The organism is Micromonospora sp. NPDC047756 (assembly GCF_055587245.1).
Genome location: NZ_JBVJGQ010000001.1, coordinates 679563 through 700371 on the forward strand (window position 1 = coordinate 679563; position 20809 = coordinate 700371).

At 72.0% G+C, this 20809-nt stretch carries 16 protein-coding genes and 2 pseudogenes; 14 read left to right on the forward strand and 4 right to left on the reverse strand.

What is annotated here, in order from left to right:
* Window positions 1-43: 43 nt before the first annotated feature.
* Window positions 44-2353 carry a glycoside hydrolase family 65 protein gene (locus ACZ6NZ_RS03195; RefSeq protein WP_465855919.1) on the reverse strand — a complete coding sequence of 770 codons (2310 nt, stop codon included), beginning with the start codon at window positions 2351-2353 and terminating at the stop codon, window positions 44-46.
* A 259-nt stretch (window positions 2354-2612) separates the two neighbouring features.
* Between ACZ6NZ_RS03195 and ACZ6NZ_RS03200 the strand changes: the two genes are divergently transcribed.
* Window positions 2613-3242, forward strand: coding sequence for a phosphatase PAP2 family protein (locus ACZ6NZ_RS03200; RefSeq protein WP_465855305.1), 630 nt, complete (start codon window positions 2613-2615; stop codon window positions 3240-3242).
* A gap of 16 nt (window positions 3243-3258) precedes the next feature.
* On the opposite strand, the gene ACZ6NZ_RS03205 is transcribed toward ACZ6NZ_RS03200, so the two are convergent.
* On the reverse strand, window positions 3259-3936 hold the full coding sequence (locus ACZ6NZ_RS03205) for a prepilin peptidase (protein WP_465855921.1): 678 nt from the start codon (window positions 3934-3936) through the stop codon (window positions 3259-3261).
* Window positions 3937-4731: 795 nt separating this feature from the next.
* Between ACZ6NZ_RS03205 and ACZ6NZ_RS03210 the strand changes: the two genes are divergently transcribed.
* The 12 genes and pseudogenes from ACZ6NZ_RS03210 to ACZ6NZ_RS03265 form a co-directional block, all read left to right on the forward strand.
* Window positions 4732-5298: a hypothetical protein gene (locus ACZ6NZ_RS03210; RefSeq protein WP_465855307.1), complete on the forward strand. Its 567-nt coding sequence runs from the start codon at window positions 4732-4734 to the stop codon at window positions 5296-5298.
* On the forward strand, window positions 5292-6227 hold the full coding sequence (locus tag ACZ6NZ_RS03215; RefSeq protein ID WP_465855309.1) for a hypothetical protein: 936 nt from the start codon (window positions 5292-5294) through the stop codon (window positions 6225-6227). The genes ACZ6NZ_RS03210 and ACZ6NZ_RS03215 overlap by 7 nt, the downstream gene beginning before the upstream one ends.
* Entirely contained in the window at window positions 6224-6883 is a 660-nt protein-coding gene (locus tag ACZ6NZ_RS03220) for an SAF domain-containing protein (RefSeq protein ID WP_366605968.1), read from the forward strand. The genes ACZ6NZ_RS03215 and ACZ6NZ_RS03220 overlap by 4 nt, the downstream gene beginning before the upstream one ends.
* Before the next feature lie 2 nt (window positions 6884-6885).
* Window positions 6886-7686, forward strand: coding sequence for a CpaE/TadZ family protein (locus ACZ6NZ_RS03225; RefSeq protein WP_366605970.1), 801 nt, complete (start codon window positions 6886-6888; stop codon window positions 7684-7686).
* Window positions 7676-9217 carry a CpaF family protein gene (locus ACZ6NZ_RS03230; RefSeq protein WP_465855312.1) on the forward strand — a complete coding sequence of 514 codons (1542 nt, stop codon included), beginning with the start codon at window positions 7676-7678 and terminating at the stop codon, window positions 9215-9217. The genes ACZ6NZ_RS03225 and ACZ6NZ_RS03230 overlap by 11 nt, the downstream gene beginning before the upstream one ends.
* Window positions 9178-10124: pseudogene (locus ACZ6NZ_RS03235) on the forward strand (type II secretion system F family protein). Before ACZ6NZ_RS03230 ends, ACZ6NZ_RS03235 begins: the two are co-directional and overlap by 40 nt.
* Window positions 10125-10182: 58 nt before the next feature.
* On the forward strand, window positions 10183-11052 hold the full coding sequence (locus tag ACZ6NZ_RS03240; protein WP_465855923.1) for a type II secretion system F family protein: 870 nt from the start codon (window positions 10183-10185) through the stop codon (window positions 11050-11052).
* Between the two features lie 24 nt (window positions 11053-11076).
* Complete coding sequence (locus ACZ6NZ_RS03245) at window positions 11077-11280, forward strand: hypothetical protein (RefSeq protein ID WP_465855314.1); 204 nt, start codon at window positions 11077-11079, stop codon at window positions 11278-11280.
* Between the two features lie 5 nt (window positions 11281-11285).
* Window positions 11286-11729, forward strand: coding sequence for a TadE family protein (locus tag ACZ6NZ_RS03250; RefSeq protein WP_366605979.1), 444 nt, complete (start codon window positions 11286-11288; stop codon window positions 11727-11729).
* Entirely contained in the window at window positions 11726-12193 is a 468-nt protein-coding gene (locus ACZ6NZ_RS03255; RefSeq protein ID WP_465855316.1) for a TadE/TadG family type IV pilus assembly protein, read from the forward strand. Before ACZ6NZ_RS03250 ends, ACZ6NZ_RS03255 begins: the two co-directional genes overlap by 4 nt.
* Window positions 12190-12642: a pilus assembly protein TadG-related protein gene (locus tag ACZ6NZ_RS03260; RefSeq protein ID WP_465855318.1), complete on the forward strand. Its 453-nt coding sequence runs from the start codon at window positions 12190-12192 to the stop codon at window positions 12640-12642. Before ACZ6NZ_RS03255 ends, ACZ6NZ_RS03260 begins: the two co-directional genes overlap by 4 nt.
* 14 nt (window positions 12643-12656) lie before the next feature.
* A pseudogene (locus tag ACZ6NZ_RS03265) lies at window positions 12657-13769 on the forward strand (LysM peptidoglycan-binding domain-containing protein); the annotation flags it as partial.
* Between the two features lie 1336 nt (window positions 13770-15105).
* Here the strand turns inward: ACZ6NZ_RS03265 and ACZ6NZ_RS03270 are convergent.
* Window positions 15106-15960, reverse strand: a complete 855-nt coding sequence (locus tag ACZ6NZ_RS03270) for a Rieske (2Fe-2S) protein (RefSeq protein WP_366605985.1) — start codon at window positions 15958-15960, stop codon at window positions 15106-15108.
* 185 nt (window positions 15961-16145) lie between these two features.
* Here ACZ6NZ_RS03270 and ACZ6NZ_RS03275 point away from each other — a divergent pair, with 185 nt between their 5' ends.
* Window positions 16146-16946, forward strand: coding sequence for a crotonase/enoyl-CoA hydratase family protein (locus ACZ6NZ_RS03275; protein WP_465855321.1), 801 nt, complete (start codon window positions 16146-16148; stop codon window positions 16944-16946).
* Window position 16947: 1 nt separating this feature from the next.
* Here ACZ6NZ_RS03275 and ACZ6NZ_RS03280 read toward each other — a convergent pair whose 3' ends face one another.
* Window positions 16948-20634: a galactose-binding domain-containing protein gene (locus ACZ6NZ_RS03280; protein WP_465855323.1), complete on the reverse strand. Its 3687-nt coding sequence runs from the start codon at window positions 20632-20634 to the stop codon at window positions 16948-16950.
* Between the last annotated feature and the right edge of the window lie 175 nt (window positions 20635-20809).

Genomic DNA, 20809 nt, shown 5'->3' on the forward strand with positions numbered 1-20809 from the left:
CGGCTCGGAACGGAGCCGCGCCAGCCCGAAACGGTCGGGCGACTCAGTCGGCGCAGCGGCGGGTGGGGCGGCGGCCGGGCGGGGAGGGCGGTTCCGGGCCGGGGTCGGGCACCGGCGGCATCGGCCGGGTGACCGGCTCGGCGCCGGTGACCCGCAGCGACTCGCCGTGGTGCCACAGCTCGACCTCGACGTCCGCGGCGGAGTCGGGCAGCTCGTAGCGGGCCTCGGCCGGAGTCACCGTGACCCGCAGCCGGTGGCCACGCCAGCGCAGGCTGAACGCCAACCGGTCGATCCGGCGCGGCAGCCGGGGATCGAAGGAGAGCACCCTCCGGTCGTCGCGCAGCCCCCCGAAGCCCTGCACCAGAGCCAGCCACGCGCCGGCCAGCGAAGCCAGGTGCAGCCCGTCGGCGGTCTTGTCGCCCAGGTCGGCCAGATCCTGCAGGACCGACTCGGCGAACAGGTCGTACGCCAGATCCAAATGCCCGACCTCGGCGGCCAGCACGGCCTGCGGTGCCGCCGACAGCGACGAGTCGCGGACCGTGCGGGCCTGGTAGTAGGCCAGGTTGCGGGCCTTCTCGTCGGCGGTGAACTCACCGGGGCAGAGCTGCATGGCCAGCACCAGGTCAGCCTGCTTCACCACCTGCTTGCGGTACAGCTCCAGGTACGGAAAGTGCAGCAGCAGCGGGTAGTCGTCGTCACCGGTGTTCGCGAAGTCCCACTCGGGCTGTTCGGTGAAACCGGCGGCCTGCTGGTGCACCCCGCGCTCGCTGTCGTACGGGATGGCCATCGCGTCGGCGGCGGCCCGCCAGCCGGCCACCTCGTCGCGGTCCACGCCGAGCCGGTCGGCCAGCTCGGGATGCCCCTCGGCCGCGTCCGCCGCGCCGCGCAGATTGCGCTTCGCCATCAGGTTGGTGAACACGTTGTCGTCGACCAGCGCGGCGTACTCGTCCGGGCCGGTCACCCCGTGCAGGTGGAAGTCGCCCCCGTCCGACCAGTGGCCGAAGCCGTGCCAGAGCCGGGCGGTCTCCACCAGCAGTTCCAGCCCCGCCTCGGCCAGGAACCGCTGGTCGTCGGTGGCCGCCAGGTAGCGCAGCACCGCGTCGGCGATGTCGGCGTTGACGTGCAGCGCGGCGGTGCCCGCCGGCCAGTAGCCGGAGCTTTCCCGGCCGCCGATGGTGCGCCACGGGAAGGTCGCGCCGGTCAACCGCAGCTCGGCGGCCCGCTCCCGCGCCTCGGGCAGGTGGGCGTGCCGCCAACTCAACGCCGAGCGGGCCACTGCCGGGGCCAGGTAGGTGAGTACCGGCAGGACGTAGCTCTCGGTGTCCCACAGGACGTGCCCGTCGTAGCCGTTGCCGGTCAACCCCTTGGCCGAGATGGTCCGGTCGGAGTCCGGGCGACCGGCCTGGATCAGGTGGAACATCGCGAACCGAACGGCCTGCTGAAGCTCCGGATCGCCGTCGAGCCGCACGTCGGCGACCTGCCAGGCCGCGTCCAGGGCGGCGCGCTGGTCGGTGAGCAGGGCGTCGAAGCCGTCCGCGCGCGCCGCGTCCGCCTCGGCCGCGACCAGGGCGGCCAACTCATCGGCGGGCGTCGCGTCGACCGCCGCCCACTCGTACGCGGCGAACTTCGTCAGCCGCAACGGCTCCCCCGGGTGCAGGCGACCCGTCACGGTCAGCCGTACCCGGTCTGGCGTGCAGTCGCCGCTGGTCGTCACGGTGCCTGGGCCTTCCAGCAGGTGACTGACCGCGACCGCCACCCGCTGGCCGCTGCGCTCGGTGCGGTGCACCAGCACGCCGTCGAGGCCGGTCGCACTGTGCTTCTCGGCGCTCAGCGGGTCGGTGGGCACCGAGGCGGCCCGAGGGTCGTCCGAACGTTCCGGCACCTTCTCGTTGGCCAGCAGGTCCGAGCAGACCCTCAGCTCGACGGCGGTGTCCAACGGCTCGACCTCGTAGCGGACGGCAGCCACCGGGCGGCGCGGCAGGGACACCAACCGGGTGCTGCGGATGCGTACGCCCCGCCCGGCCGGTGAGGTCCACTCGGTCTCCCGGCGCAGCACGCCGGTACGCAGATCGAGCACCCGTTCATGGCGGCGCAGCGACCCGGTCCGCAGATCCAACGGCTCGTCGTCGACCCAGAGCCGGATCAGCGCGGCGTTCGGTGCGCTGATGACGGTGTCGCTGGCCGGCGGGAACGCGTATCCCTCCTCGGGATAGCTCAGCTCGCGCCGCTCGTGGAACCCGCTGACGTAACTGCCCGGCATCCCGCACGGGGCACCCTCGTCGAGCACCCCACGCCAGCCGATCCACCCGTTGCCCAACGCGAAGATCGACTCGGTCTCGCCGAGCCGGTCCATGTCGGCTTCCGTGCGCCGGATCTGCCAGGTCTCGTCGTCCGCCGTAGCGGCGGTGGACTGCGGTTGATCGGTGGCCGAACCGGTCTGCACGAGGTCTCCTGTCGATGTCGACGTCCTGGACAGCCAACCAGAGCCGGCTGTGCGAAACCTGGACGAAGGTCCCACGGACCACCCGACCTTCGACAGCAGCGATGCCCTCTGGCTCGTTCCTAGGGTGTCCCCCAGGTGAACGAGGTATGAACGTGAAGTGAGGTGATGCATGGTCGACAACGGCAGCATTGACGTTCCGGAGATCAGCGCCGAGTGGTACAGCGACGTCGTCGACGCCGCCGCCGGCAGCCCAGAGCCGGTGCAGTGGTTCGTCGGGCACGCCACCGAGGGGGTGATCCTGCTACTCGGCGCGCTGCTGGTGATGGCCGCGCTGAGCCGCTGGTTCGGCGGCCCGCACGACCGGGCGCTCGCCCTGGTCGCGCCCGTGCCGGCCATCCTGGCGTACGCGGGCAGTGAGTTCCTCAAGACCGTGGTGGACCAGGACCGCCCCTGCCGGACGATCGGTCGGGAGATCATCGCGGGCGTCTGCCCACCGCCGGGCGACTGGTCGTTCCCCAGCAACCACGCCACCATCGCCGGCGCGCTGGCGGTCACCACGTTGCTACTCTCCCGCCGACTCGGTCTGGTCGCGCTGCCCCTGGCCGCGCTCGGCGCCTTCTCCCGGGTCTTCGTGGGCGTGCACTACCCGCACGACGTGATCGCGGGCGTGCTGTTCGGCGCCCTGGTCGCCGTGGTGCTCACGCCGTTGCTGGCCCGCCCGACCAGCGAGGTGCTCCGCCGCCGGGCCAACCGTCCCGGCAGCCCGGCCCCCAAGCTGGCCAGCCGATCCGGCCCCTGACCGGCCGCGCGGCGGGTCAGGCCGCCAGCAGGAGGGCGGCCGTTGTGCCGAGCAGCAGGAACGGGCCGAACGGCAGGTGGGTGCCCCAGTTGGCGCGGCGGGTGGCCAGCAGGACCAGACTCACCAGGGCGGAGAGCCCGAAGGTGAGCACCAGCCCGAACAGCAGCACCGGCCAGCCGTACCAGCCGAGCAGCGCTCCGACGCTGAGCGCCAGCTTGGCGTCGCCCAACCCGAAGCCCCGGCGGCCGAGCAGCACCGCGGTGCTGGCGAAGAAGAGCGCCAGCCCGGTGCCGCCGAGGACGGCTCGCAGCCAGTGCCCCGGGTCGGCGTCGAGCGCGGCCACGCCGAGCAGCAGCCAGGTCCCGGCCGCCGCGGGCAGTGTGAGCCGGTCCGGCAGGCGGTGCACGGCCAGGTCGACGAGGATCGCCGGGATGGTCCAGCCCAGCCACCAGACCAGCGCCGGCAGCACCTCGCCGGGCGGGCCGGCGATCGCCAGCAGCACCGCCGTCGCGAGCAGTGCCAGCTCGACGGTGGCCGGCGGTGGGCCGACCCGGGCGCGGCACCGACCGCACCGCGCCACCGGGCCCAGCGCCGGCCAGGGGCGGGTCAGGCTGACCGGCGCGCCGCAGGCGTCGCAGCCACTCCGGTTCGGCAGACCCGGGGGTACGGCGTAGCGCAGCGCGGCCAACCGCATCAGCGGGCTGATCGCGAGGATCGCGAACACCGTCGAGACCCGGGTGCGTGCCACCGCCGGGGCGGGGTCACCCGGTCGATCGCGCGGCGGAGCGGACGTCGCCTGGCCCGCAGGATCCGTCATGGCACCGGACGGTTGGGGTGCCGGACTCCGATCGGGTCGGTCTTCCCGCCCGGGAGTGGCTGCCGGGGGGCCGGTCAGCGCCATGTCTTCTCCATTGCGGGTGACTGCTCCCCTGCGAGAGCGAACACGGATCGTGATTGCGCGCTCGCTACGGTGTAGCGGATGGCGCAGAAAGCGACCTGCTGACCGGAGCCCGCGCGGGCGCTTTCGACCAACTCCGAGCCGGGCGTGCCGTTGGACGAGGTAGCCCGCTCACCGGGGGCCGACGTCGGTCGAATGCCGGGATCAGACCACGATGTCCCACTCCCGCGAGCGGTGACGCCACTGCGGTGAACCCGTCCGGCCCGGCGATGCCGCATCAATAACGACAGTTCGCTAGCCCATTGGCCGGGGAGCAGTGTGGACACCCGCCACCACCACCTCACATCACGCTGAGTGTTCACATGAATTGCCTCTGTTGCATCGGCGAGCGTCAGCCTATGCTCGCCCCTTGGGTGCGACGCAAGCCTCACCTTCACCATCGGACGACACAGGACCCCAATTCGCAGAAGATCCGTAACGGTGAATGCAGAAGCGCAATGAACGCTCCGGATGTGCTGATCCGGGCGCGCTTCCGCATGCCCGACGGCGGTGAACCGTCACCGCCCCGGGCGACCACGAGGAGGCTCGACGGTGCGCGGACGGCAGCTCAGAAGAGCGGCAATCTGCCTGCTGGTGGGCGTGGTGGCGACGCCGGTCGCCGCCTGCGCCAGCGGACGGGAAGCGGTCGAACGGCCGACGGAAGTCCGCGACAACGGACCTCGGACCGATTCCGACGTCGAACGACGCGCTGCCGAAAAGGCGGCACTCGACGCGTACTCCGGATATCTCGCGGCCTCGCGCACGGCGGGCCTGCGCAGTGATCCGCGTTCGCCGGAACTGACCCGGTTTCTTGGTGATCCACTTTTGACTCGGGTCCGGGTTTCCATTCGCGAGGCTAAGGAGCACGGCGCCATGCGTACCGGATCGTTCAAGTCCGACCCGACCGTGACCGCCGTCAGCCTGGACGCGAAGCCGGCCACCGTGGAGATCCAGGACTGCCTGGACACGACCGGCTACCGGTTGGTCTACGCCAAGGACAAGCGGACGGTACCGGGCAGCGGCGGCGGCAGACACCTCTCCACCGCCACCGCGACCCGATATCCGGGCGGTCGCTGGCTGATCAACTACGGCGCGACGCACCGGGACCAGCCGTGCTGAGCCGGGCCGCGACAACCCGACGGGTGCTCGCCGGGATCGGCCTCACCCTCCTGCTGGTGGCCGGTGCGGCCCCGCCGGCCACCGCCGCCCTACGGGCCGACCCGGGAGCCGGCTGCCCGCCCGACCAACCCGACTGCAGCGTCTGGGACGACGAGCCCGGCAACCCCGGTGATCCCGGCGGCGGCGGTGACGACGGTGGGGGCGGGGACGAGGGGGGCGGCGGCGGGAGCGGCGTCTGCCAGTGGAACGGGCGGACCATCCCCTGCTACGACGAGGACCTGGGCTGGTTCAACAGCGGCGACGGCTGCTACTACAAGCTGACCGAGGGGCCGGAGCCGCCCCCCGAGGGTGAGCAGTGGTATCTGCAGACCTGCAACGGCGGCGACCTGGGTGCCCAGGACATGGTGACGCTGGCCGATCCGCCGGCCGGCTTCGGCGCCCCGCCCGACCCGGAGGAGCTGGCCCGTCGCGCCCTGGCGTCGATCAGTCTGCTGCCGGCCCGGCTGAAGGTGGCACCCCGGAAGAGCATCGGCCCCGGCCTGGTCGGCCTGCCCGTCTGGATGTGGGCAACCCCGGGGAAGAACTACTTCGGCCCGCTCTACGCCGACGAGTCCGACCGAGGTCTGACCGTCTACATCGAAGCGAAGGTAAGCCGAATCGACTGGGACATGGGCAACGGTAAGACGGTCCCCTGTTACAGCGCCGGCACCGAGTACAAGGCCACGGGCACGCGGGCGGGTTCCACCTCCCCGGACTGCGGCTACGACACGGGTTACCCGAAGGCAGACACCTACGACGTCACCGCCACCACGCACTGGACGGTGAGCTGGTGGACCAACAACGACGCCACAAGGCGGGTGATCCCGCAGACCCGGAGAAGCGGCATCGTGCAGATCCAGATCAACGAACTTCAGGTGGTCACCAGATGAGCCTCGCGACGCGCAACGGGACCCCGTCGGTGGACGCACCCGTCAACCCGCCCACGGTGGTCCGCCAGCGCCGGGTCCGTCCCGGGCTGCTCGGTCTCGCCGTCCTCCTGATCGCGTTGGGCGGGCTGGGCGCGGCCTTCGCGGTCACCTCGGTACGGGCCACCGGCAGCTACCTGGCGGTGGCCCGACCGGTCGAGGTGGGCCGGGAGATCAGCGCGGCCGACCTGGTCACCGTGCAGGTCGCCGGCGGCCAGGGGCTGCGCCCGGTGCCCGCCGCACGGCTCGACGAGGTGGTCGGCAAACGGGCCGCGGTAGCGCTGCTTCCCGGCACGCTACTCACCCTGGGGCAGGTCACCGACGACCCGCTGCTCGGCCCCGGCCAGCAGCAGATCGCGCTCGGCCTGAAGACCGCCCAGGTGCCGGCCCGCGAACTGCACCCCGGCGACAAGGTCCTGCTGGTCAGCACCCCGGACACCGATGCCGAGAAAGACACGGCCGCCGCCGGCACCCGATTCTCGGCCACGGTCATCGACATGGTCAGCCCGGCCGACGACGACCGGGTCCTGTACCTGGCGCTACTGACCCGTGACGTGCCCGCGGTGGTGGCGCTCGCCGCACAGGAACGACTCGCCGTCGTACTGACCGAGGCGGCCTGAGCATGGCGATCATCGCGCTGGTGTCCGCGAAGGGTTCGCCCGGCGTCACCACCTCGGCGCTGGCCTGCGCGCTGGCCTGGCACCGGCGGCTGGTGGTCGCCGAATGCGACCCGGCCGGCGGCTCGATCCTCGCCGGCTACCTCGGTGGCCAACTGGACGGCCCACGCGGCATCGGAGAGCTGGCCGTCGGCGAGTTGCGCGACGGCAACCTGGAGACCGCGTTCTGGTCCCAGCTGGTCGACCTGGACGCCCCCCGCCGGGAACGACTGCTGCTGCCCGGCCTCGTCGACCCGGCCCAGAGCGGCAGCGTCACCCCGCTCTGGCAGCGCTTCGCCGACTACTTCGACGCCCTCGACCGCGGCACCCCCGGCTACGACGTCCTTGTCGACTGTGGTCGGCTGCACGTGACCGGGCCTCCGTGGCCGGTGCTGCGGGCCGCCTCGGTGGTGCTGTTGGTGACCCGGGCGAACCTGCCGGACCTCTCCGGCACCCGCGCGGTGGTCACCACGATCGAACGGGACTTCGCCGAGCACCGGGTGCCCCCGGGCACCCTACGGCTGCTGCTGGTCGGGCACGGGCACGGGCGGGCCGAGATCAGTCGGGCCCTGAAACTGCCCGTCATCGCCCGGCTGCCGCACGATCCGCGTACCGCCGGGGTGCTCGCCCTGGGCGGGACCGTGCGGGCCGGTCGGCCGCTGATGCGCGCGGCGGCCGCGCTGGAGGTCCCGATCGGGTCGCTGCTGGAGCGGCGACGGGCCCGGCTGGCGTGGCCCGTGCAGCAGGGGGTGCCGGATGCGGTTTGAGCCGGTCTCCACCGATCCGCGCCAACAGCCACCGGCAGTGACCTCCACCGCGCCGCCCCTGGCCGTGTCAAACGGCCGGCACCACCAGTCCGGGCCGCAGCCGCCGTCGACGCCGGCGGTCAGCCCGCCGCCCGAGTCACCGCCCCGGGCGCGGATGGACTTCCAGGTGGTCCGGGAGCTGCGCCGGGAACTCACCGAACGACTCACCCTCTGGCAGCGCGGCCGGGAGTTCACCGTCGACGAGGAGGACACCGAGCGGGCCCGACTCGCCGTCACGGTGGTCGCCGCGTACGCGGACTCGGTGCGCCGGGCCGGCACGCCGATGCCCGCCGGCGACGAACGCCTGCTGCTCGACCAGGTGACCGCCGAGCTGGTCGGGCTCGGCCGGCTACAGACGCTGCTCGTCGACGACACCATCGAGGAGGTGCACATCCTCGGCTGCGACCAGGTACGCATCACCCGGCACGGCGGTGGGGTGGACTGGGCCGAACCGATCGCCGACAGCGACGCCGAGCTGGTGGAGATCCTCCAGGCGGCGGCCCGTCGGGCGGGCGCGACCGAGCGGTCCCTGTCCACCGTGAAGCCCACCCTCGACCTGCAACTGCCCGACGGCAGCCGGCTGGCCGCGGTGTTCCTGGTCAGCCACCGCCCGTACGCGGTGATCCGTAAGCACAACACCCTGGACGTGAGCCTCGACGACCTCGCGGGCGCCCGAGGTGACCTGGACGAGATGATCGACCCGCTGCTGCGCGACTTCCTCCGCGCCGCGATGCGCGCCGGTCTGAACATCATGGTCGCCGGGTTGGCCGGCGCCGGAAAGACCACTGTCATCCGCGCGCTGATGAACGAGATCCCGCAGGACGAGCCGTACGTGCTGCTGGAGGAGAGTCGGGAGCTGCTCCCGGCCCGCCGCCGGGAGCGGCACCGGGCGGTGATGAGCTTCGAGGCCCGGGAGGGGCACGGCGAGCGCGGCTTCGACGGCCGCCCGGCCGGTGAGGTGACCATCGCCGACCTGATCCCGTTGTCGCTGCGGATGGGCGTCCTACGGATCATCGTGGGCGAGGTGCGGTCCCGGGAGATCGTGCCGATGCTCCAGGCGATGACCACCAGCCGGGGGTCGATGTGCACCATCCACGCCCGTACCGCCGCCGGTGTGGGTGAACGGATCGTCGAGCTGGCCCTGGCGCACGGGCGCGAGATGACAGTCGACCAGGCCCGGCGGATGGCCGGCAACGCGCTCGACCTGATCGTCTACGTCACCGTCGAGGACGAGACCGCGATCGGCGGGCGGAAGCACCGGTTCGTCTCGCATGTGGAGGAGGTGATCGGGGCCGGCGAAGCCGGTCGGATCACCACCACCACCGTCTTCGGGCCCGGCCCGGACGGTCGCGCGGTCCCCCGGCACCTGCCGGAACGGGTCCGCGACCAGTTGCTGCGGGTGGGTTACGACGCGCGGCTGCTGACCCGGTGGGTCGAGGCCGGTGCTGGTGCCTGGCGGCGGCCTCGGCAGACCCGACTGGCCCGGCGGTGACCTGATGTTCGACAGCCTGGAGTTGATCGCGGTGGTCTCCGGCGCGGCCTGTGTGGCCGGGCTGCTGCTGGCCGTGGTCGCCCTGGTCGGCACCCGTCGACCCCCGGGACGACGGCCGGGCAGCGGGCCGGGGCTGAGCCGACTGTGGCGCGGGCCGGGCAGCACACCGACCGAGCATCGCGCCTATCAGGCGCTGCTGGCCGCCGCGCTGGCCGCCGGCGCGTTGGCGTTCCTGCTGACCGGGTTGCCGGTGGTGGGCCTACTGGTGGCGGTGGCGGTACCCGGCACCCCGTGGCTGTTCGGAGTCGGCAAGGCCGAACAGCGGGCCATCGCCCGGATCGAGGCGGTCGGCGAGTGGACCCGCCGACTCAAGGACGTCTCCGGCACCGGGCAGGGCCTCCAGCAGTCGATCATCGGCACCATCGGCAGCGTGCCACCCGGCATCGAGGACGAGGTACGGCTGCTCGCGGCCCGCCTCCAGGCCGGCTGGATGGCCCGCTCCGCCCTGTTGGCGTTCGCCGACGAGATCGCCGACCCGGTCTGCGACCAGGTGGTGGCGGCGCTGATCCTGCACCTGTCGGACCGGGGTGAGCGGCTGGGTGACGTGCTCAGCTCCATCGCCGGCGCGGCGTCAGCGGAGGTGGCCACCCGGCGGGAGATCGAGGCCAAGCGCACCCAGCCCCGGTTCGCGGTCCGCTTCCTCACCGGGATGACGCTGGCGACCCTGGCGTACGGGCTGATCAACACCGAGTACATCAGGCCGTACGGCACCCCGGTGGGTCAGCTGGTGATGGCGGCCCTCGGCGCCGCCTTCATCGGCCTGCTGGCCTGGGTGCGGTCGATGAGCCAGCCGCAACGGCCGGCCCGGTTCCTGCCGGCGCCCGACCCGAGCGAGGTGATCGCGTGAGCGCGAGGAGTGCAGCGCAGCGGAGCCCCGCAGTCGCGAACGGAAGGCGGCTCGCGTGATCGTGAACTGGCAGTTCGTCCTCGCGGTCTGCGGTGGCGCCGGGGTCGGTCTGGGTGTGTTTCTGGTGGTCCGGGAGCTGGTGCCGGCGACACCTGCGCTCGGGCCCGCGCTGCGCCGGCTGCATCAGCCGCCGGGCACCGGCCGGGTGTCCACGCCCGCGTCCCGGCGACTCGACTGGCTGACCGGGATGTCCCGCTGGATGCGGCCGCCGCAGATGCAGCTCGCCCTGATCGGTCAGACGCCCGAGCAGTACGCGCTGTCGGTGCTGCTGTCCGCGCTGATCGGGTTGGCCACACCGACTCTGCTCGGGGTGATGCTGTGGGCGCTCGGCGTCTCGTTCCCACTGGTGGTGCCGGTGCTGGGCAGCCTCGGTCTGGCGTTGCTGGCCGCCCTGCTGGCGCACCGCGCCGTGCTGACCAAGGCTGCCGCCGCCCGCGACGAGTTCCGCCAGGCCGTCTGCACCTACCTCGACCTGGTGGCGTTGCAGCTGTCCGCCGCGCACGGGCCGGTGCAGTCGCTGGAGCGGGCGGCGGCGGTCTGCGACGGCTGGGTGTTCGACCGACTCCAGGAGTCGCTGCGGATCGCCCAGATGCAGATGCACGCGCCCTGGGACGAGCTGCGCGACCTGGCCGACAAGATCGGCATTCCCGAGTTGGGCGACGTCGGCGCGATCATGCGTTCCTCCGGCAGTGAGGGCGCGCAGGTGCACGAGACGCTGCGCAGCCGGGCCGACTCGCTGCGCGACCAGATCCGCACCGACAACCTGGCCCGCGCCGAGGGGATCACCAGCAAGCTCGACATCCCGGGCGCGCTGCTCGTCTTCGTGCTGCTCGGGTTCGTCCTCTATCCGTTCATCGCCCGTGTCTGACCCCGCCCCCTGAAGGAGAACGCCATGTCCATCCTCAGCTACCTGCACGTCGTGGTGACGACGCGCCTGGCCGAGCTACGCCGCGATGGTGAGCGCGGCGACAGCCCGGTGCCCACCGCGGTGATCATCGCCGGTCTGGTCGCCGTCGCCATGGCCATCACCACCCTGGCCCTGACCAAGGCCAGGGGCTGGATGAACGGCATCCCGAACTACACGGTCCCGAAGTAGCCGGGATGCGTCGAGCCGCGTACCCGAGGTGGAGCCGAGCGGTCACCGCCGCCCGGCGCCGCCTCGCGGGCGGCGACCGCGAGCGGGGCGCCAACCCGGTGGAACTTGCCGTGATGATGCCGCTGATCCTGGTGCTTCTCTTCGCCTCGATCCAGGTCGCGGCCGTCTTCCTTGCCCGCTCCACCGCGTTGAACGCCGCCCAGAGTGGCGTCAACGCGCAGCGGACGTACCAGGCGGGCAACGGTGCCGGGGTGGAGAGCGCCTCCCGCTTCCTGAAGGGCGCCGGCGGCTGGCTGGTGGGCTGGGAGAAGGCCGGGCCGACCTGCGTGACCACCACGACCGACGTGACCTGCACGGTCAGCGGCCGATCCCTGTCCGTGGTGCCGGGCGTGGACTTCGCGATACAGCAGACCGCCCACGGAACGGTGGAGAGGGTGACACCGCCATGACCCGTACCGCCGAGCGGGGCTCGGTCTCCATCGAGGTGGCGGTCCTCGCGCCCGCGTTCATCGCGCTGATGGTGCTGGCCGGTGTGGTCGGGCGCAGCGCCGTGGCAGCGGAGACGCTCCAGACCGCCGCGCACGACGCCGCCCGGGCCGCCTCAATCTCCCGGAATGCCGACACCGCCCGCGCGAATGCGCTGAAAGCCGCCCAGGACCAGCTGGACTGGCACGGCCTGGCCTGCGCCAACGACCTGGACCCGACGTTCACCGGCAGGTCGCCCGGCAACGCCTCCAGCTTCGACGAGGCCTACAGCAGCTCGGTCGGTTCGAACGCCACTGTGACGGTGAGGATCAGCTGCCTGGTGTCCTTCAAGGACATCACGCTCGGCATCCTGCCCGGAATGAAGAGTGATCGGCTGATCACCGCGGAGTTCACCTCCCCGCTCGACCGTTACCGGAGTCGGCAATGACGGCGGCCACCGCCTCGGCTGCCGGGCCCTCGCGGGCAGGTGAGCACGGCCGGGTGAGCATCTTCCTCGCGGTGACGATGATCGGCGTACTGGCCATCATCGGCCTCTCCTTCGACGCCGCCGGGCAGCTCCGCACCCTGCAACACGCCCAGAACCTGGCCGCCGAAGCGGCCCGGGCCGGCGGTCAGGCCATCGACCGCGCCACCGCCATCGAGGGCGGGCCGAAGCGGATCGACGAGCCGGAGGCGCGCAAGGCGGTGGCCAACTACCTGACCGCCGTGAAGACCGCGGGCCACACCGTGAACTTTCCCGATGTCGACGGGGAGACCCTGATCCGGGTGACCGTCTCCATCACCTACCAACGCTCCATGATCGGGCCGTTCGTCCAGGAGAAGACGGTCACCGTCACCGGCGAGGCGACCGCGCGTGCCATCACCGCAACACCGTAGGAAGGAAGGCAGCCATGCCCGTATCGGGTGGGTCCGTCGTACGACGGACCGGACGGATCCTCACCGGCATCGGCGCCCTGGCCGTGCTCCTGGTGCTGCTGGTCGGCGCGCCGATCGCGCTGCTGGCCTTCGCCGGTAACCCGCTGCCCGATCACCTTCCCACGATCAGCGAGGTGGGCACCGCGCTGACCAGCCGGGACGACGGCCAGCTCTTCCTGCGGGCGATGGCCCTGGCCGGTTGGTTCGGCTGGGCCACGTTCGCCTTCTCCGTCCTCGTCGAACTGGGGGCACAGACCCTGCGCCGGCCGGCGCCGAAGCTGCCCGGGATGGGCCGCCAGCAGAAGGCCGCCGCCGCGCTGGTCGGCTCGGTCGCGCTGATCCTGGTCGCCAGCCCGGCCGCCGCCAGCGCCGCGGCCATCTACAACACTCCGGTGTACGCGAGTCCGAGCGCGACGTCCGTCACCACCTTGGCCGCGCCCACCCGAGCCACGACACCGGACACGGCAGCGCCGGTGGCTCGGGCCGGCCTGCTCGGCCTGGCCGGGACGGGGCTGGCCGCACCCGGTGCCTCGGCGGCGAACGACGAGGCCGCGCCGGTGTACCGGGTGGCGCGAGGCGACTACCTCGGGGAGGTGGCCGAACGGTACCTGGACGAGTTCGACGACTACCGACAGCTCGCCAAGCTGAACAAGATCGACGACCCGGACCGGATCCGCCCCGGCCAACTGCTCCGACTGCCCACGGAGGCCGCCGACCAGGGGTCCCGGCAGCACGCCACCGGTCGGCTCGTCGACAGGGCCGCGGCACCGAAGCCGCCCGCGCCCCGACCGGCGCCCGAGCGGGCCGCACCGCCGCGGGTGGCCCCGGCACCAACCAGCGGTACGGAATCAGCGGGCCAACCACCGGCGATGACGGTCGGTGCCGCCCGGGCCGGTGCCGCCGATCGGGTGAACCGCCCGCTCGCGGTCTCTGCCGTGCTGGCCGTGGCGAGCATCGTCGGCGCCCAGATCGGCGCAGTTCTGGGGTTGCGCCGCCGTCCAGCCACCGCCGGAGCGGCTCCCCGACTGGCCACGTCCTCCCGCACATCACGCCGCGGCGCGGGCCGAAGCGGTACGGACGCGGGCCGAAACGGTGGCTCGGGCCGAAGCAGCGGCGCAGGCCAGGGTGGCAGCGGCGCAGGCCAGGGTGGCAGTGGCGCGGGGCACGGCAGTGGCGCGGGGCACGGCAGTGGCGCGGGGCACGGCAGTGGCGCGGGGCACGGCAGTGGCGCGGGGCACGGCAGTGGCGCGGGCCGGCGTGGCGGTGGCGCGGGCCGGCGTGGCGGTGGCGCGGGCCGGCGTGGCGGTGGTGGGGCGGGCGGGAGCGGTGCCGCCTGGGCTGCCAGCCGGGCGGCCGCGGCCATTGAAGGCCCAGCGACACCGCACGGCGGCGCGGCACCGAGCGGGAACGACTTCGCACCGCGCGGCGGCGGAACGACGCATGTCGGCAGCGGGGTCGCACCCGTCGGCAGTGCGGTGACGCCCGCCAGTCGGGTCACGTCCGCCAGCGGGGTGACCCCCGCCAACGAGGTGACGTCCGCCAGTCAGGTGACCTTTGCCAGTGGGGTGACGTCCGCCAGTGGGGTGGCGCCCGCCAGCGGGGTGACGCCCGCCAGCGGGGTGACGCCCGCCGGCAGCGAAGTGGCACCCGCCGGCAGCGGAATGGCCTACCCCGGCAGCACGGCGTTCCCGGGCAGCGGGATGGCACTCTCCGGCGGCACGGCACCCCACCGCAGCGGAATGACGGCCGCCGGCCCCGAGCGCTGGGGTGATGACGAAGGCTGGGCCGGTGCCGGGGACGAGGGCGGGCTGTTCGACGGCGGGCACGGCCTGGACTCGGTACCGGACGGTCCGCCGGTCGGCCGACACCGACGCACCTGAGCGGCCCGCACGCCACCCCTGCGACGCGGCGGGCCACCCCGGTCGGCGGTGTCCGCCGGACCCTGCGACGCGGGCGGCGACGCGGCTGCGCCACGCTGCGACGCGGCTGGCCACCCCACGCTGGACTGGTTCCACCACGTCGCGCCGGTCACGCCCGAGGCGGACTGGTCACTCCGCCCTGGCGGGGGCGGCCAGGGCGACATCTCGGAGAGCATGATGACCCTGGGTCATCATGATGACTCACAGACATCAGCGTCAAAGAAGTTAAGGCCCTGGGGCCCGGAGCATCTGCGTGAGGTGCAGCCAACCCGACGCCGGATGCGCCCGGACCAGGCCGCAGCGAGGGCGGGTCAGCGCCAGACCACGGCGCGGGCAGGGCAGCGCGAGACCACGCCACGGCGGCGTCAGCGCCAGACCACAGCGCGGGCAGGCCAGCGCCAGACCACGCCACGGCGGCGTCAGCGCCAGACCACAGCGCGGACAGGCCAGCGCCAGACCGTGGCGCTGGCCTGTCCATGGCGCGGGCGGGCCAGCGCGATCGAGGTCAGGGCAGACGAGTCTGAAGCACGCCGTTCTGGATCCGGGTGGGCAGAGTCTGCTGGTCGTTGCCGGACGGCCCCTGTACGACCTCGCCGCCGTTGAGCCGGAAGGCGCTGCCGTGCCACGGGCAGACCACGCAGGCGTGACCGTCGATCTCCTGCACCTCGCCCTCGCCGAGCGGCCCGCTCTGGTGCGGGCAGCGCTCCAACATCACGGTCACCTCGTCACCGTGCCGGTAGAGGATCACCGAGATGTCGTCGTCCACCTCCCGGGTGATCAGCGTGCGTTGCGGCAGCGTCGCCATGTCGGCCAGCGAGTGCCAGCCATCGGTCATCCGGTGCAGCTCGGAGACGCTCTGGTTGACCTGGGCCCCCTGCTTGTACGCCAGGTGACCCCCGATGTACGCGCCGAGGCTCACCGTGGAGAGCCCGAGAAAGCCAAGGGCGCGACCCATTCCGTGGCGGCCGGACAGCCGGGCGGCCAGCGAGCCGGCGTAGAGCGTCATGCCGACGGTGTTGGCGGCGGCATGCACCAGGCCGACCCGGCGCTGGTCCCGGGCGAGCGCCGCCCAGTCGTTCAGACCGGCGACGGCCGCCGGTACCGCGCTGACGGTGCCCAGACCGACCAGGACCGTGGCGGGCCGGCGCTGCCCAGGCATGAGGTCCAGCACCGCGGCGCTGATCCACGCGCCGACCGGCACCTGCACCATCGCCGGGTGCAGCGGATGCCCGAGGGTCACCCCGTGCAGCAGGTCGCGCAGCCGGCGTGGACGCAGCGTGCCCAGGACGACCTTCTGCAACCGGTCACCCGCGCGGTCCAGCCGGGAGTCCTGCTCAACTTTCGTCAGAAGTGCTCGCACGAGTACCGACTTCCCGGCGATCGCCGTCGCAAACCGGCCAGCCGCGACAAACCTGCCGCATCACCCACGCCGTCGATCTTGCACTTTGTGCTCCCGAAATTCGGGGCACAAGCGGCGAATCGACAACCCAAAGTGCAAGATCGGCGGGGATTGTGGGGGTGGGGTCGGGCCGGCATGCTGGCGGGATGGGTGTGCGGGTGGAGCGGGTCGGGGCGGTCACCACAGTGGTGCTGGACCGGGCGGACGCTCGGAACGCCGTCGACGGTCCTACGGCTCGGGCGCTGGCGGACGCGTTCCGGGCCTTCGAGGCCGATCCGGACGCGTTGGTGGCCGTGCTCTGGGGCGCCGGTGGGACGTTCTGCGCCGGCGCCGACCTCAAGGCGATCGGCACACCGAGCGGCAACCGGGTCGAGCCCGAGGGGGACGGCCCGATGGGTCCGACCCGGATGACTCTCAGCAAACCGGTGATCGCGGCGATCTCCGGGTACGCGGTGGCGGGCGGGCTGGAACTGGCGCTCTGGTGCGACCTGCGGGTCGCCGAGTCCGACGCGACCCTCGGGGTGTTCTGCCGCCGCTGGGGAGTGCCGCTGATCGACGGTGGCACCGTCCGGCTGCCCCGGCTGATCGGCGAGAGCCGGGCGATGGACCTGATCCTCACCGGCCGTCCGGTGCCGGCGGACGAGGCGTACGCGATGGGGTTGGTCAATCGGTTGGTGCCGCCCGGCCAGGCGCGGGCCGCGGCCGAGGAGCTGGCGGCGGCGATCGCCCGACATCCGCAGACCTGCCTGCGCAACGACCGGGCGGCGCTGCTGGCCGGCGCGGGACGACCGGAGCCGGAAGCGCTGGCGACCGAGTTGGCGTACGGGATGGGATCGCTGGCCACCGACGCGCTGGCCGGCGCGGCCCGGTTCGCGGCGGGCGAGGGCCGACACGGCGCGACGCCGCCGGGAGGGTGGGTCCCCCCGACGGCGTCGGCTACCGGGTGACTCAGTTGCGGATGATGGTGAACGTCGAGGTGGGGTTCTGGATGTCCACCGCGTTGTTGCTCAACCGGAGGTTGTTGAAGGTGACCGACCCGACGGCCGGCCCCTGCCCCGCCTCCGGCATGGGGTTCGCCCAGATGGCGAAGCCGGACTTCGCGTCGTAGGCGTCCCCGCTCTTGCGGGCGCCGCTGATCGAGACGTTCGTGAAGACCGTGTCGGTGATCGGGTTCTGCGGCTGCCCACCGACGTAGTTGGTCTGGAACATGATGCCGCTGTAGGTCGGATCGATGATGTCGACATCGCTGACCCGGATGCCCTGGAACACCTTCGAGGCGGAGAAGACCCAGATCGCCGGGAAGGTCTGCCCGCCCCAGAAGTGCCCACCGGCCCGCACGATCGAGATGTTCTCGAACCGGGTCGGCGGGTTGGCACCGAAGCCGTTCATCGGGTAGCCGAAGTCCAGCGAGCTGATGGTGATGCCCGAGTAGACCAGGGTGTCCGCGATGTAGATGTTGCGGAACGTGTTGCCGTAGCCGCCGTACACGGCGACACCGGCGGCCCGCCAGGTCAGGGTCGAGGTCAGGTTCTCGTAGATGTTGTCCTTCATGTCGGCGCCGCCCGCGTCGATGGCCGAGAACAGCGCGAAGCTGTCGTCGCCGGTGGCCCGGGCGTCGTTGTTGCTGACCAGGTTGTTGGTGCTCCCGTTGGTCATGTTGATGCCGTCGGCGAACATGTTCCGGATCCGGGAGTTCTTGATCGTCATGTAGTCGGTGTTCGCGCCCCAGTAGAGGCACACCATGTGCTCGTTCCAGATGTTGTCGATCACGATGTTCGACACGTTGGCGAAGTCGAACACCTTGCCCGGACCGTCGATCCGAGAGGTGTAGTTACCGAAGTAGGCGAAGTTCTTGAAGGAGGAGTTCGCCGCCGAGTTCTCGGCCCGGAAGCCGATGTCGGTGTTGTCCTGGCCCGACGGCGCGTTGAACCGGGTGTACCAGGGGCCGGCACCGGTCACCTGGACGGCCTTGCCGTACACCTGGAACTTCGACGAGGTGGAGTAGTTACCCGCCGGCAGGTACACCCCGACCAGGTTGCCGGTGGTGTCCATCCGCACCCGGTCCAGGGCGTTCTGCACGTCCTGGTGGGTGAAGCCGGTCGGCGTCGTGTAACGGTTCGGGTCCGGGTTGGCGATCGGCGCGACCTGCTCGGTGTTGATGAAGTCGATCGCGTACGTGGTGGTGTTGGCCGGGTCCTTCTGCAGACGGATCTTGCTGCCGGCCGGGACGGTGGAGTTGAGCATGACGTTGGCTTCGTCGTAGATGTGCCGCGGTCCGCCAGCGCTCGGCGAGTTGCCCGGGCTGGCCTCGCTGCCGTAGAGCCAGGCGTACCGGGACGTCAGGTCGATGGCCTTGTGGAAGGTGCCGTTGACGTAGACGTTCAGGGTCGAGTTGATCCCACCGCCGCCCGGCGCGTCCGGGATGGAGAAGCGGGTGACCAGCGTGTTGGTGCTGGCCCGGGTGGTGAACTCGACGTAGCTGCCGGTCGAGTTGAGGGTCACCGCCCGCCGGCCGGACGCCTCACCGGCCAGGTCGCCGATCTCCCGGTTCGGCCCGACGACCGCCGCGCCGCCGCCGACGACGCCGTCCTCGGCCTCGTACATGTCGTACGGCATGTTGGCACCGCGACCGACGAAGAGCGGCCGGTCACTGGTGTTGTTGGCCTGCTTCACCGGCAGCTCGTTGCCGTCCACGGCGAGCACCACCCGGACGGTGTACTTGCCGTTCGCGGCGGTCCAGGTGCCCAGGCTGATCGGGCCGACCGTGGCACCGGCGTTGATCACGCCGGAGTACGAGCCGGTCAGGGTACGGACCACGGTGCCGGACTCGTTGAGCACGGTCAGGGTGATGCCGTGCGCACCGGAGGCGGAAGCCTGGTTGCCGGCGTTGCGGATGGACACCGAGAAGGTGACCGTGTTGCCGGCCGACGGGTTGCCCGGCGACCAGGCGACCGCCGAGGCGACCAGGTCGGAGCTGGCGACCGCGGCGACGACCAGCGGGCTGGGGTTGGTGTAGCTGTTGTTGGTGTCGTCCTGCTCGACGACGGTGTTCGACTCGTCCACCTTGGCGCTGAGCGGGTAGCTGCCCGAGTCCCGGGTGCCGATGCTGGCGCTGACGGTGGTCGAGGCACCGGCCGCGAGACCGCCGACCGAGGCCGTGCCCACCCGGGTGGAGCCCAGGTAGAAGTTGACGTTGGTCGCGCCGGAGGCCGCCGAGCCCGCGTTACGTACCGTCGCGGAGAGCGTGATGGTGCTGGTCTCCACGGGTGCGGACGGGCTGAACGACATGCCGGTCACGGTCAGGTCCGGGTTCGGGGCCGGGGTGCCGAAGACCTGGAACTCGGCCACCTGGCCGGCCGGGGCACCGGTGTTCGAGGCGATCGAGAGCCGTACGTCGGCTGCCGCGCCGGAGACCGGGATGGTCACCGTGTTGCCGCTGCCCGGGTTGAAGCTGTAGTTCGCCGCGCCGACCAGGGTGGTGAAGCTCGACGAGCCCTGGTCCCGGCCGAGCACCGTGATGTTCTGGGTACGCGCGCCCCACGCCGAGTCCGGGTTGAGCTTCACGACGACCTGGCTGAGGGTGGCGTTCGCGCCGAGCTGCACGGTCAGCGTGCTCGGGTTGCCGTTGCCCTCCCAGTAGGTGGCCACGTTGTTGTCGTTGGCGTTGGTGGCCACGAACGTGTGCACGAACCCGGAGGCGCTGATCGGCTTGCCGATCGCCAGGTTGGAGCCGGTCGGCGGGTTGCCGGTGCCGGTCCGGGTCACCGTGTTGCTGTTCGCCGACTGGTTGCCGGCCGCGTCCTTGGCCCGCACGTAGTACGACACCGTGGCGCTGTCCGCCTGGCTGTCGGTGTACGTCAGGGTCGAGCCGCTGACGCTGCCGCGCAACGCGCCGTTGGCGTAGACGTCGTACCCGGTCACCCCGACGTTGTCGGTCGACGCCGACCAGGCGAGCCGGATCTGCCCGCTGGCCGGCTGGGTGTAGGCCAGGCTGCCGGGGGCACTCGGGGCCTGGGTGTCGTTGCTGCCGGTGGCGCCGTACACCTCGACCTCGGACAGCTGGGCCGCCGGCCAACCGGTGTTGCCGGTGACCTGCACGCGTACGTAGCGGGTGCTGGCGGCGGTGAAGCTGACGGTCGCGGTGTTGCCGCTGCTCGGGTTGAAGGTGTAGCCGGCGGACGCCTTCAGGGTGGTGAAGGACGATCCGTTCGTCGAACCCAGCACCGACAGCGTCTGCGTACGGGTCTGCCAGTCCGATGCGGGTGGCAGCTTGAGCACCACCCGGTCCACGCTGACAGTGGCGCCGAGGTCGGCCTGGATCCACTGCGGGAACGCGTTGTTGGCGCTCTCCCAGTAGGTCGAGGCGTTGCCGTCGTTGGCGTTGCCCGCCACGTAGTTCTGGTTGTAGCTGCTGGCGGTCATGGTGGCGGAGAGCCCGGCGAGCATGGCCACGCGGGCGGCGGCTGCGGACGGGTCGGCCGCCGGTGCCGCGCTCGCCATGGGGGTGACGACCGGGGCGGTGGCGAGGAGCACGCCGGCGAGTACGCCGGCGAGCAGCCGTCGGTGGCCCGCGCGGGAGACGGGATTGTGCGCGCCGGTTGGCGGCGTGCCTCGTCTGGTGCCGTTACTGGACATGGGGTCGCTACACCTCTTTCGGGGGTGGGTGTGGGTGCGTTGCCCGGTGACGGGTGCAGGGGTACGCCCGTCGTTGGGCGACAGGTGGGGGACGGTGCTGGGTGGGGACGGGGTCGGACGACCGGCGCGGCGTTGCGCCGGGGCGTCCGGACCGGGTGCCCCCGCCCGGTCCGGG

Bases quoted from the DNA above. Each gene is read 5' to 3' on its own strand.
- ACZ6NZ_RS03200 (WP_465855305.1), top strand. From the start codon at position 2,613: ATGGTCGACAACGGCAGCATTGACGTTCCGGAGATCAGCGCCGAGTGG.
- ACZ6NZ_RS03250 (WP_366605979.1), top strand. From the start codon at position 11,286: ATGCGTCGAGCCGCGTACCCGAGGTGGAGCCGAGCGGTCACCGCCGCC.
- ACZ6NZ_RS03275 (WP_465855321.1), top strand. From the start codon at position 16,146: ATGGGTGTGCGGGTGGAGCGGGTCGGGGCGGTCACCACAGTGGTGCTG.
- ACZ6NZ_RS03205 (WP_465855921.1), bottom strand. From the start codon at position 3,936: ATGCGGTTGGCCGCGCTGCGCTACGCCGTACCCCCGGGTCTGCCGAAC.
- ACZ6NZ_RS03260 (WP_465855318.1), top strand. From the start codon at position 12,190: ATGACGGCGGCCACCGCCTCGGCTGCCGGGCCCTCGCGGGCAGGTGAG.
- ACZ6NZ_RS03255 (WP_465855316.1), top strand. From the start codon at position 11,726: ATGACCCGTACCGCCGAGCGGGGCTCGGTCTCCATCGAGGTGGCGGTC.
- ACZ6NZ_RS03220 (WP_366605968.1), top strand. From the start codon at position 6,224: ATGAGCCTCGCGACGCGCAACGGGACCCCGTCGGTGGACGCACCCGTC.
- ACZ6NZ_RS03230 (WP_465855312.1), top strand. From the start codon at position 7,676: ATGCGGTTTGAGCCGGTCTCCACCGATCCGCGCCAACAGCCACCGGCA.
- ACZ6NZ_RS03280 (WP_465855323.1), bottom strand. From the start codon at position 20,634: ATGTCCAGTAACGGCACCAGACGAGGCACGCCGCCAACCGGCGCGCAC.
- ACZ6NZ_RS03245 (WP_465855314.1), top strand. From the start codon at position 11,077: ATGTCCATCCTCAGCTACCTGCACGTCGTGGTGACGACGCGCCTGGCC.
- ACZ6NZ_RS03195 (WP_465855919.1), bottom strand. From the start codon at position 2,353: ATGGACCGGCTCGGCGAGACCGAGTCGATCTTCGCGTTGGGCAACGGG.
- ACZ6NZ_RS03225 (WP_366605970.1), top strand. From the start codon at position 6,886: ATGGCGATCATCGCGCTGGTGTCCGCGAAGGGTTCGCCCGGCGTCACC.